Below are 16,294 nucleotides of genomic sequence, written 5' to 3'. Positions count from 1 at the left end.
CCTCCGCGAACACCGGATAGGCGTCATAAAGACCACGACCCATACCCCGCCACTGCGAACCCTGACCCGAGAACACGAACGCCGTCTTGCCGGGCTGAGCGGCCACAACCGGGGCATCGGCCAACGCGTCGAGGTCGGCCAGCAGCGTGGTCGGGTCGGTGAGCGCGGCGCGGTAGGCGAACCGGGTCCGCCCCGCCAGGACCGGACCCACCGCCGGGTCGCCGGCGAAGTCGCGCAGCCGTCGTGCCTGGGCGCGCAGCGCCTCCGGGGTCTTGGCCGACAGCAGCCACGGCACCGGGTCGGCCACCTCGACCGGTTCACCCGGGGGCGCCTGTTCGAGGATAAGGTGGGCGTTGGTGCCGCTGATCCCGAACGCGGAGACGCCCGCCCGGCGCGGCCGGTCGGTCTCCGGCCACGGCTGCGCCTCGGTGAGCAGCCGGATCTCGCCGCGCTCCCACTCGACGTGCGGGGTCGGCTCGTCCACGTGCAGCGTCCGCGGCAACCGCCCGTGCCGCAACGCCATCACCATCTTGATCACACCCGCGACACCAGCAGCCGCCTGCGTGTGACCGATGTTCGACTTCACCGAACCCAACCACAACGGCTCCGAACGATCCTGACCGTAAGTGGCCAGAAGCGCCTGCGCCTCGATCGGATCACCCAACGTCGTACCAGTCCCATGCGCCTCAACAACATCCACATCGGACGCAGACAACCCCGCGTTCACCAACGCCTGCCGAATCACCCGCTCCTGAGACGGACCATTCGGCGCCGTCAACCCATTCGACGCACCATCCTGATTCACCGCCGAACCCGCCACCACCGCCAACACCCGATGACCACGCCGACGCGCATCCGACAACCGCTCCAACAACACCAAACCAGCACCCTCGCCCCAACTCGTGCCGTCTGCGGCGGCGGCGAACGACTTCGAGCGGCCGTCGGCGGACAGGCCGTGCTGCCGCGAGAACTCCACGAAACTCGCCGGCGTGGCCATGACCGTCACCCCGCCCGCCAACGCCAGGTCGCACTCGCCCGACCGCAACGCCTGCGCCGCCAGGTGCATCGCCACCAACGACGACGAGCACGCGGTGTCGATCGACAGCGCCGGACCCTCCAAGCCCAGCAGGTACGACACCCGCCCGGACGTCACGCTCGTCGCCGTGCCGGTGGCCAGGTAGCCCTCGACGTCCCGCGAGACCTGGTCCACACCGCCCGCGTACCCGGACGCCCAGCTACCCGTGAACACCCCGGTCCGACTGCCCTGCAACGAGGTCGGGTCGATCCCCGCGTGCTCGAACGCCTCCCACGCCGTCTCCAGCACCAGGCGCTGCTGCGGGTCCATCGCCAACGCCTCACGCGGCGAGATCCCGAAGAACGCCGCGTCGAAGCCGCCCACGTCGGCCAGGAACCCGCCGGACCTGGTGTAGGTCGTGCCGGGTCCGCCGTCCGGGTCGTACAGCCCGGCCACGTCCCAGCCCCGGTCCGCGGGGAAGTCGCCGATCGCGTCCACGCCCTCGGACACGAGCCGCCACAGGTCCGCCGCCGAACCGACGCCACCGGGGAACCGACAGCCCATGCCGACCACCACGATCGGGTCGTCCGCGACCGCCGCCGCGACCGGCGCGACGGTCCGCCGTGCCGCGCCGAGCAGCACTTCCCGCAGGTAGTCGGCCAGTTTCGCCGGGGTGGGGTGGTCGAACGTCATGGTCGCCGACAACCGGGCGCCGACCGCCGCGGCCAGCCGGTTGCGCAGTTCCACGGCGGTCAGCGAGTCGAACCCGAGGTCTTTGAACGCCCGGTCGGCGGCGACACCGTCCGTGCGCCCGAGCACCGCCGCGCTGTGCGTGGTGATCAGCTCCACCAGGGCCGCGCGCTGCTCGGCTTCGGGCAACGCGCCGAGTTCCCGCGCCACCCCCGACGTCCGCGCGGGACGACGACGGGTCAGCGCACGCAGCACCGGCCGGTCGCCCAACGCGGACACCCGCAGCCCGGCGGCCACCACCGTCGGCTCGGGCGAGGTGAGGGCGGCGTCGAACAGGGCGAGGCCGTGCTCGGTGGACAGCGGCACGACCCCGGATCGCGTCAGGCGCCGCCGGTCGGCGTCGGCCAGCCGCCCGGTCAGACCGCTGTCCTGCGCCCACTGCCCCCACGCCACGGACACCGCGGCGAGGCCCTGCCGGCGGCGGTGTCCGGCCACCGCGTCCAGGTAGGCGTTGGCGGCGGCGTAGTTGCCCTGTCCCGCGCTGCCGAGCACCCCGGCGGCCGAGGAGAACAGCACGAACGCGCTCAGGTCGAGGTGCCGGGTCAGCTCGTGCAGGTGCCGGGCGGCGTCGGCCTTCGCGGCGCGCACGCCGGCGAGCCGTTCGGGGGTCAGCGACTCGATCACGCCGTCGTCCAGCACACCGGCCGCGTGCACCACGGCGGTGAGATCCCCGATCCCGTCCAGCAGCCCGGCCAACGCCTCCCGGTCGCCGACGTCGCACGCGGCCACGGTGACGTCCGCGCCGACGAGGTCGACGGGCGCGCCACCGGACCGGCTCACCAGCACGAGCTTCCGCACGCCGTGCGCGGTGACGAGGTGCCGGGCGACCAGCCGGCCGAGCGTGCCGGTGCCGCCGGTGATGAGCACCGTGCCGTCCGGGTCCAGCGGCGCCGGGACGGTCAGCACGATCTTGCCGACGTGCCCGGCCTGGCTCATGTGCCGGAACGCCTCCCGCGCCCGGCGGACGTCCCACGCGGTGATCGGCGGCACCCGCAGCTCGCCCGCCACGAGCAGCCGCACGACCTCCGCCAGCACCTCGCCGAGCCGCTCGGGGCCCGCTTCGGCCAGGTCGAACGCCCGGTAGCCGGGCACGTCGCGGACGTCGGCCTTGCCCATGTCGACGAACCGGCCGCCGTCGGCCAGCAACCGCAGCGAGGCGTCGGTGAACTCGCCGGCCAACGAGTTCAGCACCACGTCCACCCGCGGGAACCGCTGCTCGAACTCCAACGTCCGCGACGACGCGATGTGGTCATCGGCCACACCCAAGCCACGCAACACGTCCCACTTGCCGGGGCTCGCCGTCGCGAACACCTCCGCGCCGAGGCGCCGGGCGAGCTGGATCGCGGCCATGCCGACCCCACCCGCGCCCGAGTGGACCAGCACCCGGTCCCCCGGGCCGACCCGGCCGAGGTCCACCAAGCCGTACCAGGCGGTCAGGAACGCCACCGGCACCGCCGCGGCCTGCGCGAACGTCCAGTCGGCGGGCATCGGCGCGAGCACCCGGTGGTCGGCGACCGCGCTCGGTCCGAACGCGCCGGAGAGCAGCCCGAGCACCCGGTCGCCGACCCGCACCCCGGTGACGGCCGAACCGACCTCGGTGACCACGCCCGCGCCCTCGCTGCCGAGAGGAGCGGCGGTCGAGCCACCGGCGGGGCCGGCGATCGGACCGTAGACGTTCAGGGCGATCAGGACGTCGCGGAAGTTCATCCCCGCTGCCCGCACGCCGACCCGCACCTCGTGCGGCCGCAACGGGGTCGCCGCGGCCTCGGCGAACACCAGGTCGTCCAGGTTGCCGGTGCCCGGTTCCACCAGCGAGCCCGTGACGGCCGCGTGCGCGGTGGCCCGGACGAGCCGGGGCGCGTGCACCACGCCGCGTCGGACGGCGAGCTGGTCTTCGTCGTCGAGGACGACCGGCGGCGAGTCGTCGGTGTCCACGAGGGTGAAGCGGCCGGGGTGTTCGGCCTGCGCGGCGCGGACCAGGCCCCAGACGGCCGCGCCGTCGAGGTCGTCCACGTGGTCGCCGGGCGCGGCCGCCACCGCGTTGCGGGTGTGCACGACCAACCGCCCGTCGCCGTCCTCGGCGAGGAACGCCTGGAGCAGTGCCAGCGCTTCCTCGACCGAACCCGGCGCCACGACCCGGTCCGGTGTGGCCGCCTCGCCGTCGCGGCGGATCCAGCCCAGCTCGAACAGGGCGTCGTCGGCCTGCCGCGCCATCGGGCGGGTGGTGACCGAGCCGATCGTGACGACCGGCGCGCCGGAGTCGTCGGCGAGCGCGACGGTGTAGCCCCCGGTGGCCGTGCCCGACATCCTGACCCGGGCGGTGGACGCGCCGGTGCGGTGGACCGTGATCCCGGTGAGGGAGAACGGCAACCGCACCTCGCCGGTCTCCCCGGCCAGCAGCGCCAACGGTTGCAGGGCCGCGTCGAGCAGGGCGGGGTGCGTGCCGTAGCGGGCGGCGTCGTCCACGGCGACCTCGGCGAACACCTCGCCGCCCGCGCGCCACACCGCCCGCACGCCTTGGAACGCGGGACCGTGCTCGTACCCCGCGCCCGCCAAGGTGTCGTAGAGGTCCTGCACGTCGACGGGCCGCGCGCCGGCCGGTGGCCAGCTCGACGGGAACGCCGGTGCGGCGACCGGTTCGGCGGCGAGGGTGCCGGTGGCGTGCCGGACCCAGTCGTCCTGCCCCTGGGACCGCACCTCCACGGGGTGGCGGCCCGTGTCGTCCGCCGCGCCGACGACGACCTGCACCCGCACGGCCCCGTCGAGCACCAGGGGCGATTCGAGGACGAGCTCCTCGACCGTCGCGCAGCCGACCACCCCGGCCGCGTGCGCGACCAGTTCCACGAACGCCGTCGCGGGCAGCAGCACGGCGCCCAGCACCGCGTGGTCGGCCGCCCACGGGTGGGTGGCCGTGGACACCGCGCCGGTCAGCACCACGGCCCGGTCACCGGGCAGCTCGACGGACGCGCCGAGCAGCGGGTGGTCGACCGGGTCGAGGCCCGCGCCGGACACGTCACCGGAGCCTCGCGGCGCCAGCCAGAAGCGCTCCCGCTGGAACGGGTACGTCGGCAGGCCGGCCGCCGGCGACGGCGCACCCCAGTCGACGTCCACCCCCAGCACGAACAGCCGTGCGGCGGCGGCCAGGAAGTCGGCGCGCCCGCCCCGGTCACGGCGCAGCGTGCCGCACGTCGTGGCGTCCTGCTCCTCCAGCGCGGGCACCAGCACCGGGTGCGGGCTGATCTCCACGAACACCGGCGAGCCCTCGGCCAGCACCGCGCGGGCGGCCTGCTCGAACAGCACCGGCGCGCGCAGGTTGCGGTACCAGTAGTCGGCGTCGAGCCCGGCGGTGTCGATCACCTCGCCGGTGACCGTGGAGTGCAACGGGATCCGGGCGGACGACGGCGTGATGTCGGCGAGGTCGGCCAGCAGCCGGTCCCGGATGGCCTCGACCTGGGCGGAGTGGGCGGCGTAGTCCACCGGCAGGCGGCGGGCGCGGACGTCGTCGGCCGCGGCCAGCAGCTCGTCCAGCGCGTCGGTGTCGCCGGACACGACCACCGAGCCGGGCGCGTTGACCACCGCGACGGTCAGCCGCTCGCCCCACCGGGCCAGGTGGGTGGCGGCCCGGTCGGCGGACAGGCCGAGCGACACCATGCCGCCCCGGCCCGAGATCGCGACCAGGGCCTTGCTCCGCAGCGCGATCACCCGGGCGGCGTCCTCCAGCGACAACGCGCCCGCGACGTGCGCGGCGGCGATCTCGCCCTGCGAGTGGCCGATGACGAGGTCCGGCTCGACACCGACCGACTGCCACAGCCGCGCCAGCGCCACCATCACCGCGAACAACGCGGGTTGCACCACGTCGACGCGGTCCAGCCCGCCGCCGTTCAACACCTCGACCAGCGACCAGTCGACGTGCGGGGCCAAGGCCCGCTCGCACGCGTCGACCGCGTCGCGGAACACCGGCTCCGCCGCGTACAACTCGCGGCCCATCCCGACCCACTGCGCGCCCTGGCCCGGGAACACGAACACGGTCCGGTCGGCCGCGCCCGCCACCCCGGACACGACGTCCGAGCCGAGGATCGCCGCCCGGTGCGCGAACCTCGTCCGACCGGCCAGCGCCGGGCCGATGCGCACGTCCGGGTGGTCCGCCGCGAACTCCCGCACCCGCCGGACCTGCTCCCGCAGCGCCGGTTCGCTCTTCGCCGACACCAGCCAGGGCAGTTCGACGTCGGCGGTCGCCCCGGTCGGGTCCGGTGCCTGCTCCAGCACGACGTGCGCGTTGGTGCCGCTGATCCCGAACGACGACACCGCGGCACGCCGGGGACGTCCGGTCTCCGGCCACGCGACCGGTTCGGTGAGCAGCCGGATGTCCCCGGCCTCCCAGTCCACGTGCGGCGTCGGCTCGTCCACGTGCAACGTCCGCGGCAACCGCCCGTGCCGCAACGCCATCACCATCTTGATCACACCCGCGACACCCGCAGCCGCCTGAGTGTGACCGATGTTCGACTTCACCGAACCCAGCCACAGCGGCTCTGAACGATCCTGACCATAAGTCGCCAGAAGCGCCTGCGCCTCGATCGGATCACCTAGCGACGTGCCCGTGCCGTGCGCCTCGACCGCGTCCACATCGGACGGTTCTACGCCCGCGTTCGCCAGGGCCTGCCGGATCACCCGCTCCTGGGACGGCCCGTTCGGCGCGGTGAGGCCGTTCGACGCGCCGTCCTGGTTCACCGCCGTGCCGGCCAGCACCGCCAGCACCTGGTGGCCGTTGCGGCGGGCGTCCGACAGCCTTTCCAGCAACACCAGACCCGCGCCCTCACCCCAACTCGTGCCGTCGGCGGAAGCGGAGAACGGCTTGCAGCGACCGTCGGCCGCCAACCCGCGCTGCCGCGAGAACTCGGTGAAGCCGACCGGCGTCGCGATCACCGTCACGCCGCCGGCCAGCGCCAGGTCGCACTCACCCGTGCGCAGCGCCTGCGCCGCCAGGTGCATCGCCACCAACGACGACGAGCACGCCGTGTCGAGGGAGACCGCGACGCCTTCCAGCCCGAGCAGGTAGGCGATCCGACCGGACACCACGCTGGTCGCCGCGCCGGTGCCGAAGTACCCCTCGACCTCCGTGGGCGCGCCGTACCCGGAGGCCCAGATGCCGGTGAACACCCCGGTCCGGCTGCCGTGCAACGAGGTCGGGTCGATCCCGCCGTGCTCGAACGTCTCCCACGCGGTCTCCAGCAGCACCCGCTGCTGCGGGTCCATCGCCAACGCCTCGCGCGGCGAGATCCCGAAGAAGTCCGCGTCGAACCCCGCCACGTCGGTCAGGAAGCCACCGGAACGGGTGTAGCTGGTGCCTGCGTGATCGGGATCCGGGTGGTAGAGCCGGTCCAGGTCCCAGCCGCGATCGGTCGGGAAGTCCGTGATGGCGTCCACACCGTCCATCACCAACCGCCACAAGTCCTCCGGCGACTCCACACCACCGGGCAACCGACACCCCATACCCACGATCACGATCGGGTCGCCGTCCACCGCACGCACCACCGGCGCGACGACCTCCGCACGCGTGCCGACCAGCTCGCCGCGCAGGTAGTCGGCCAGGCGTGCCGGCGTGGGGTGGTCGAACGTGACCGTGGCGGGCAGCCGCAGGCCGGTGGCCGTGCCGAGGCGGTTGCGCAGCTCCACGGCGGTCAGCGAGTCGAACCCGAGGTCCTTGAACGGCTGCCGCGTGTCGACGGCGTCCGGCGAGGCGTGCCCGAGCACGGTGGCGGTGTTGGCCGTGACGACGTCGAGCACCACGGCGGTCTGCTCGGCCTCCGGCAGCGACCGCAGCCGGTCGGCCAGCGCACCGCGGTGCACCGGCCGCTTGCCGGGCTTGCGGCCCACCAGCCCGCGCAGGGCGGACGGCAGCAGGGGCGTGCGGGCCAGGGCGGGCAGGGTCAGCGCGACGGGCGCGACGGCGGCCCGGTCGGCGGCCAGCGCCGCGTCGAACAGGTCCAGCGCGTGCTCGGTGGTCAGCGGCACGACGCCGGCGCGGGTCAGGCGCTGCCGGTCGGCGTCGGAGAGGTGCCCGGTCATGCCCGACGCCTCGGCCCAGTACCCCCAGGCCAGCGAGACGGCGGGCAGGCCGAGGGCGCGCCGGTGCACGGCCAGGGCGTCGAGGAAGGTGTTCGCGGCCGCGTAGTTGGCCTGGCCGGGACTGCCCAGCACACCGGACGCGGACGAGAACAGCACGAACGCGGCCAGGTCGAGGTGCCGGGTCAGCTCGTGCAGGTGCCAGGCCGCCCGCGCCTTCGGCGCGAACACGTCGGCCACCTGCTGCGGCGTCAGCGCGGTGACCACGGCGTCGTCCAGCACGCCGGCCGCGTGCACCACGGCCGTCAGATCGGGGATCGACGCCACCAGGTCCGCGACCTGCTCGCGGTCCGACACGTCGCAGGCGACCACCCGCACGTCCGCGTCCAGCTCCGGGGCCTCGCCGCCGTTCCGACCGACCAGCACCAGTCGCCGCACGCCGTGCCGCGCGACCAGGTGCGCGGCCACCGCGCGACCGAGCGTGCCCAAGCCGCCGGTGATCAGCACCGTGCCGTCGAGGGCGGCGGGCAGGGTGAGCACGATCTTGCCGATGTGCCGGGCCTGGCTCATGTGCCGGAACACGGCCACCGCGTCGCGCACGCCCCGCACGTCGAGCGGCAACGGTGTCAGCACGCCGTCGGCGAAGGCCCGCAGCACCTCGTCGAGGATCTCCCCGAGCCGTTGCGGACCGGCGTCGGCGATCTCGAACGCCGTGTAGTCCACGCCGGTGTCGGCGCGGATGTCGGTCTTGCCCATCTCCACGAACCGGCCGCCGGGCGCGAGCAGGCGCAGGGACGCGTCGGTGAACTCGTCGGCCAGCGAGTTGAGCACCACGTCCACCTGCGGGAAGCGCTCCTCGAACTCCACCGTCCTCGACGACGCGATGTGGTCGTCAGCCACGCCCAAACCGCGCAGCACGTCCCACTTGCCGGGGCTCGCGGTGGCGAACACCTCCGCGCCCAGGTGCCGGGCGAGTTGGACGGCCGCCATGCCGACGCCGCCGGTACCGGCGTGCACGAGCACGCGGTCGCCCGCGCGGAGCCGCCCCAGGTCCACCAGGCCGTGCCAGGCGGTCAGGAACACCACCGGCGTCGAGGCCGCCCGCGCGAACGTCCAGTCGTCCGGCATCCGGGCGAGCACCCGCTGGTCGGCGACCGCGATCGGCCCGAACGCGCCCGGCACCAGGCCGAACACCCGGTCGCCCGGCCGGAACCGGTCGACGTCCGGCCCGACGTCGAGCACGACGCCCGCGCCCTCGCCGCCCATCAACGCCTCGCCGGGGTAGACGTCCAGCGCGATGAGCACGTCGCGGAAGTTCAGCCCGGCGGCACGCAGGGCGATCCGGACCTGGCCCGCCGCCAACGGCCCGGTCAGCTCCGGCCGGGGCACGAGCGCGAGGTCGTCGATGCTGCCGGTGCCGACGTCCTCCAGCCGCCACGGGCCCTCCGGCGTGGTGAGCGCGCGGTCCACCCGGACGAGCCGGGGCGCGAGCAGGACTCCCTTGCGCACCACCAGCTCCGACTCGTCGGCCAGCGCGCCGTCCCACGAGTCGTCCGCGTCGACCAGCACGAACCGGCCGGGGTGCTCCGCCTGCGCCGCCCGCACGAGACCCCACACCGCCGTGTGGGCCAGGTCGACCACGTCACCGGGCACGGCGGCGACCGCGTTGCGCGTGACGATCACCACCCGGTCCTGGTGGTCCTGGATGGCGGCCAAGACCTCTTGCACCGCCGCCAAGGCCGCCTCGGGGGCGTCACCGGGGTGGTTCGACACGTGGTGGCGGGTGTCGGCGGTGTCGTTCCCGGTCACCGGCGACCACTCGAGCTGGAACAGGTCGTCCGGGGTGTCGGCGAAGGCCCGGACCGCCAGGGACGCCACCGACGCGACCACGGTGCCGTCGGGGTCGGCGAGCGTGACCGCGTAGCTGTCGGGGCCGCCGGACAGCCGGACGCGCAGCACGGTCGCCTCGGTGGGGCGCAGCACCGCGCCGGAGAACGCGAACGGCAGCTTGGCCGGGCCGTCCGGGTGCAGCAGCGCCAATGGGTGCAACGCGGCGTCGAGCAGCGCCGGGTGGACGGCGAAGCGCTCCCCGGCGGGCACCTCGACCTCGGCGTGCACCTCGTCGCCGACCCGCCACGCCGCCGTGACGCCTTGGAAGGCCGGGCCGTAGTCGTAGCCGAGGGCGGCGAACGCGTCGTAGAGGTGGGTGACGTCGAGCGGTTCGCCGTTCGGGGGCCACGGGGTCGCGCGGGCGGGTTCCGGGGCGTCGCCGAGCGTGCCCGTGGCGTGCCGGACCCAGTCGTCGGCGTGGGAGTGCACGGTGACGGTGCGCAGGCCCGAGTCGTCCGGCGCTCCGACGACGACCTGGAGCCGTACCACGTCCTGGTCGAGGACGAGCGGCGTCTCCAGCACCAGCTCCCGCACCGCGGGCGCGCCGACCTTGCTCGCGGCGAACGCGGCGAGTTCCAGGAACGCCGTGCCGGGCAGCAGCACGGACCCGCGCACGGCGTGGTCGGCCAGCCACGGGTGCGTGGACAGCGACACCTTGCCGGTGAGCGCCGCGCCGCCGTCGGGCAGGTCCACCACGGTGGTGACCAGCGGGTGGTCGCCGGTCTCGGCCGCGGTCGGCCGCAGCCAGAACCGCTGCCGCTGGAACGGGTAGGCGGGCAGGGGCGCGGGGGTGATGCCCGCCGGGATGCGCCAGTCGACCTCGACGCCCCGGACGTGCAGGCGGGCCAGCGCCGCGCGGAACTCGTGCGGCTGGTCCCGGCGCAGGGTGCCGGTGACCAGGACGTCCTGCCGGTCGGCCGTCTCCTCGACCGCCGACGTCACCACCGGGTGCGGGCTGACCTCGACGAACACGCCGTGGCCGTGGTCGAGCAGGGCGCGCGTGGCGTGGTCGAACCGGACCGGCTCGCGCAGGTTGCGGTACCAGTAGTCGGCGTCGAGGTCGGTGGCGGGCGCGCCGGTGACCGTCGAGTACAGCGGGATCGCGGCGGGTCGCGGGGTGATGCCGGCCAGGTCGTGCCGGAGCCGGTCGCGGAGGGCCTCGACCTCGACCGAGTGGGCGGCGTAGTCGACCGGGAGCGCGCGGGCGCGGAGGTCGTCGGCGGCGCAGGCGGCGAGCAGCTCGGTCAGGTCCCGGGTGTTGCCGGAGACGACGACCGCGCCGGGCGCGTTGACGACGGCGACGGTGAGCCTGCCCGCCCACCGTTCGAGGTAGGAGTCGGCACGTTCCGGCGACAGCGCGACCGACACCATGCCGCCGTGGCCGGCCAGCGACACCAGGGCCTTGGCCCGCAGGGCGACGATCTTCGCGGCGTCCTCCAGCGACAGGATGCCCGCGACGTGCGCGGCGGCGATCTCGCCCTGGGAGTGGCCGACGACCGCGTCCGGGACCACGCCGTGCGCGCGCCACAGCCCGGCCAGCGCCACCATCATGGCGAACAGGGCGGGCTGGACCACGTCGACGCGGTCGAGCGCGCCGTCGCGCAGGACGTCGACCAGCGACCAGTCGACGTGCGGCGCGAGGGCTTCGGCGCAGGCGTCGAGGTGGGTGCGGAACACCTCCGACGTCTCGTACAGCTCGCGGCCCATGCCCGGCCACTGCGCGCCCTGGCCGGGGAACACGAACACCGTCTTGCCCGGGACGCCCACCTCGCCGGTGATCAGGCCGGGTGCGCCGACGCCGGCGGCCAACGCGTCCAGCCCCGCGCGGTCCAGCACGACGGCGCGGTGTTCGAAGTGGGTGCGGTTCGCGAGGGCTCGGGCCACGTTCGCGGCGGGGGCGTCGACCGCCTTGAGGCGTTCGGCTTGGACCCTCAGGGCTTGTGGGGTGCGCGCGGACACCGGCCACGGCAGGTCGACGTCCACTGTGGACGGTTCTTCGGCCGGCACGTGCTCGAGGATGACGTGGGCGTTGGTGCCGCTGATGCCGAACGAGGAGACGGCGGCGCGACGGGGGCGGTCGGCCCGCGGCCACGGCGTCGGCTCGGTGAGGAGGGAGACGTTGCCCGCCGTCCAGTCCACGTGGCCGGTGGGCCGGTCGACGTGCAGCGTGCGCGGCAAGGAGCCGTGCCGCATCGCCATGACCATCTTGATCACGCCCGCGATGCCGGCGGCGGCCTGGGTGTGGCCGATGTTCGACTTGATCGAGCCGAGGCGCAGCGGCTCGGACCGGTCCTGGCCGTAGGTGGCCAGCAGGGCCTGTGCCTCGATCGGGTCGCCGAGCGTGGTGCCGGTGCCGTGCGCCTCGACGGCGTCCACGTCCGACGGCTCCAGGAGGGCGTTCGCCAGGGCCTGGCGGATGACGCGTTCCTGGGACGGCCCGTTGGGCGCGGCCAGGCCGTTGGACGCGCCGTCCTGGTTCACCGCGCTGCCGCGCACCACGGCGAGGACGCGGTGGCCGTTGCGGCGCGCGTCGGACAGGCGTTCCAGCAGCACCAGGCCCGCGCCCTCGGACCAGCTGGTGCCGTCGGCGGCGTCGGCGAAGGACTTGATCCGCCCGTCCGGCGCGAGGCCGCGCTGCCGGGCGAACTCCACGAACCCGGCCGGGGTGGCCATGACCGTGACGCCGCCGGCCAGCGCCAGCGTGCACTCCCCGGCGCGCAGCGCCTGCGCGGCCAGGTGGATCGCGACCAGCGACGACGAGCAGGCCGTGTCCACCGACACCGCCGCGCCCTCCAGGCCGAGCAGGTAGGACACGCGGCCGGAGGTGGTGCTGGTGGCGATGCCGGTGGCGAGGAAGCCCTCCAGGTCGGGCGGCGGCTGGGCGGCGTAACCCGAGGACCACACGCCGGTGAACACGGCGGTCCGGCTGCCGCGCAGCGAGGTCGGGTCGATGCCCGCGTGGTCGAACGTCTCCCAGGCCGTCTCCAGCAGCACGCGTTGCTGCGGGTCCATCGCCAACGCCTCGCGCGGCGAGATGCCGAAGAACCCGGCGTCGAACCCGGCGCCGTCGGCGAGGAAGCCGCCGGACCGCGCGTAGGTCGCGCCGGGGGTGCCCGGGTCCGGGTCGTAGGGGACGTCCCAGCCCCGGTCGGTCGGGAAGTCGCCGATCGCGTCCACCCCGTCGGCGACCAGCCGCCACAGGTCGTCCGGCGACTCGACGCCGCCCGGGTAGCGGCAGCCGATGCCGACGATGGCGATCGGCTCGCGGGCGGCCTCCTCCACCTCGGCCAGGCGCTTGCCCATCACCCGCAGGTCGGCCGTGGCGCGCTTGAGGTAACTGCGGAGCTTGTCTTCGTCGGCCATGAACAGCTACTCCCCCGCGGTGCGGTGCTCGCCCGATCGGATGACCTGGGTCCTGCGGTGCTCGTCGTCGAGGATGCTGAACAGCTCGCTGTCGGTGGCGTCGTCCAGGTCGTCCTCGGGCTTGGTGCGTTTGGCGGTCCACGACGCCAGCAGCGCCTCCAGTCGTGCGGCGATGGCGTCGTGGTCGGCGTCCTCGGTCCGGTCCAAAGTGGACTTCAGTTGGTCGAGCTCGGCCAGCAGCGGGTCGGGCGCGCTCGCGGCCAGCCGTTCCCGCAGGTGCTCGGCGAGCCGGGCGGGCGTCGGGTGGTCGAAGGTGAGCGTGGCGGGCAGGCGCAGCCCGGTCGCCGCGTCGAGCTGGTTGCGCAGCTCCACGGCGGTCAGCGAGTCGAACCCGAGGTCCTTGAACGCCCGGTGCGGGCCGACGGCGTCGGTGGACGCGTGGCCGAGCACCTGGGCCGCGGCGCGCCGGACCAGGGCCAGCACGTCGTGCGTCGGCTCGACCCGGGGCGGGGCGGTCGGGCGGGTCCGGACCAGCGACCGGTCCGCCGCGCGGCGGTCGAGTCGGACCGGCGCCAGCACCGGTTCGCCCGCGGTGAGGGCGGCGTCGAACAGGGCCAGGGCCTCGTCGGTCGCCATCGGGAGCACGCCCGCCTTCGCCACCCGGCGCCGGTCGGCGTCGGTGAGCTTGCCCGTCATGCCGCTGGTCCGCGCCCACGGTCCCCAGGCCAGGGACACGGCGGGCAGGCCGTTGGCGTGCCGGTGGGTGGCCAGGGCGTCGAGGAAGGTGTTCGCGGCGGCGTAGTTGGCCTGCCCCGGCCCGCCCAGCACGCCCGCGGCCGAGGAGAACAGGACGAACGCCTCCAGGTCGCCGGCCAGCTCGTGCAGGTGCAGCGCGGCGGCGGCCTTGGGCTCCCAGACCGCGGCGAACCGCTCGGCGTCCAGCGACTGCACGACGGCGTCGTCCAGCACACCGGCCGTGTGCACGACCGACGTGACGGGGTGCTCGGCCAGCAGTCTCGCCACGGCGTCGCGGTCGGCCACGTCGCAGGCGACGACCGTGACGTCGGCCCCGGCGAGGTCCGCGAGCAGGTCGGCGACGCCGGGCGCGGCGGGCCCGCGTCGGCTGACCAGGACCAGCCGCGTGACGCCGTGGGCGGCGACCAGGTGACGGGCGACCGCGGCGCCGAGCACGCCCGTGCCGCCGGTGATCAGCACCGTGCCGTCCGGGCCGAGGGTGGACGGCAGCGGCGCGAACTCCGCGCGTTCCAGGCTGGGCACGTGGACGCGGCCGGCTCGGACGGCCAGCTGCGGCTCGTCGCCGGCCACGACTGCCGGCCCGTCCGTGTCGACCAGCACGAACCGCCCGGGGTGCTCGGAGGCGGCGGAGCGGACCAGGCCCCACACGGCGGCGGCCCGGAGGTCGGTCACGTCCTCGCCCCGCACCGACACCGCGCCGCGCGTCACCACGACGAGCCGGGCCGAGCCGTCGTCGTCGGCGGCGGCGTCGGCGGCCAGGAACTCCTGCACCACACCCAGGGTCTCGACCGGGTCGGTGGCGTGGTGGAGCCGGTCGGTTCGCCCGGCGGGTCCGGCGGCGGCGTCCGTTCCGTGCCAGGCGACCCGGTAGAGGGACTGCCGGCGAGGTGCCGACTGCGGGGCGCGCAGGGTCAGCGACTCGATGGCCGCGATCGGTTCGCCGGCCGGGCCGACCAGGCCGACCCGGTAGGTCTCGGGTCCGGTGGCGGTGAGCTTCACGCGTGCCGAGGTGCGACCGGTCGACCAGACCGTGACGCCGGTGAACGAGAACGGCACCTTGGCGCGGTCGTCGGCGATCGTGACGGCTTGCAGCGCGGCGTCCAGCAGCGCGGGGTGCAGGGTGAACCGATCGCCGTCGGTGGCGGCGAGCCGGACGTCGGCGTAGAGGTCGTCACCGTGCCGCCGAACGGCGTGCAGGCCCTGGAACGTCGGGCCGTACTCGAAGCCGGCGTCGGCCAGGGTGTCGTAGAAGCCGGTCAGGTCGACCGGTTCGGTGTCCGGCTCCGTCCACGGCACGGGGGCCGCGCCGGCGCCGAGCACACCGGTGGCGTGCCGCAGCCAGTCGCCGTCCGACCTGGAGTGGATCGCGACCGCACGTCGTCCGGCCTCGTCGGGCGCGCCGACCGTGACCCGCACGTCGACCGCCCCGGCGAGCACCAGCGGCGCCTCCAGCGCCAACTCCTCGACCGCCGGGCAGTCGACCTGACCACCCGCCCGCAACGCCAGTTCCACGAACGCGGCACCCGGCAGCAGCGCGGAACCGAGCACGGTGTGCTCCGCGAGCCAGGGCTGGGCGGCCGGGGACAGCTGCCCGGTCACCACCACGCCCTGGTCGTCCGCCAACTCCACCACCGCGCCCAACAACGGGTGGTCGACCGCGGCGAGCCCGGCGCCCGTGACGTCCGTCGACGCCGCGGGCACCAACCAGAACCGCTCGCGCTGGAACGCGTAGGTGGGCAACTCGACGTGCGCGGTCGGCAGGGTCCATTCGGCACCGGCCACCCACAGCTTGCCGAGCGCGGCGAGCACCCGTTCGGGCTCGTCGTGCCCCCGCCTCATCACCCCATTCGGCACCAACGTGGGATGCGGCCCGACCTCCAGGAACGCCGTCACACCATGGGCACGCAACCACTCCACACCATCGGCAAACCTCACCGACCCCCGCACCTGACGCACCCAATACCCAGCGTCGAACACCGTGCCTGCGGAAGGGTCCCCGCCCAGGGGATCCCTGTTTTCAACGCTACCCGAACGGTCCGACAACACGGTCGACACAATCGGGATCTGTGGATAACCGAACGACAACCCCTCCACCACCCGCGCGAACTCCGCCAGCATCGGGTCCATGTGAGCCGAGTGGAACGCGTGGCTCACCGCCAGCCGCCGCGTCTCGTGACCCAAGGTCTCCCACAAGTCCGCGACCTCCAAGACCGCGTCCTCGTCACCCGAGATCACCACCGCCTCGGGCCCGTTGACGGCCGCGATCTCGACACCCTCGGGCAGCGTCTCCGCCACCTCCGCCGCGGCAGCCCGGATCGACACCATCGCCCCACCCGGCGGCAACTCCTGCATCAACCGACCCCGCGCCAACACCAACGTGCACGCATCATCCAAACTCAACACACCCGCAACATGCGCGGCGGCGATCTCACCCACCGAATGCCCGATCAGATAATC

Annotated in this window: 2 protein-coding genes; both read right to left on the bottom strand. The window is 74.5% G+C overall.

What is annotated here, in order from left to right; all coding sequences use genetic code 11:
- Positions 1-13,081 (bottom strand): SDR family NAD(P)-dependent oxidoreductase (locus ABTZ99_RS42810; RefSeq protein WP_499618823.1); only part of this gene is annotated, 13,081 nt, incomplete at its 3' end.
- A 6-nt stretch (positions 13,082-13,087) separates the two neighbouring features.
- Positions 13,088-16,294: type I polyketide synthase (locus tag ABTZ99_RS42805; protein WP_499618821.1), on the bottom strand; the 3,207-nt coding region annotated here is incomplete at its 5' end.

Origin of the sequence: Actinosynnema sp. NPDC002837 (assembly GCF_040295345.1) — a bacterium.
GTDB lineage: Bacteria > Actinomycetota > Actinomycetes > Mycobacteriales > Pseudonocardiaceae > Actinosynnema.
This window is presented reverse-complemented; position numbering and strand designations above follow the sequence as displayed.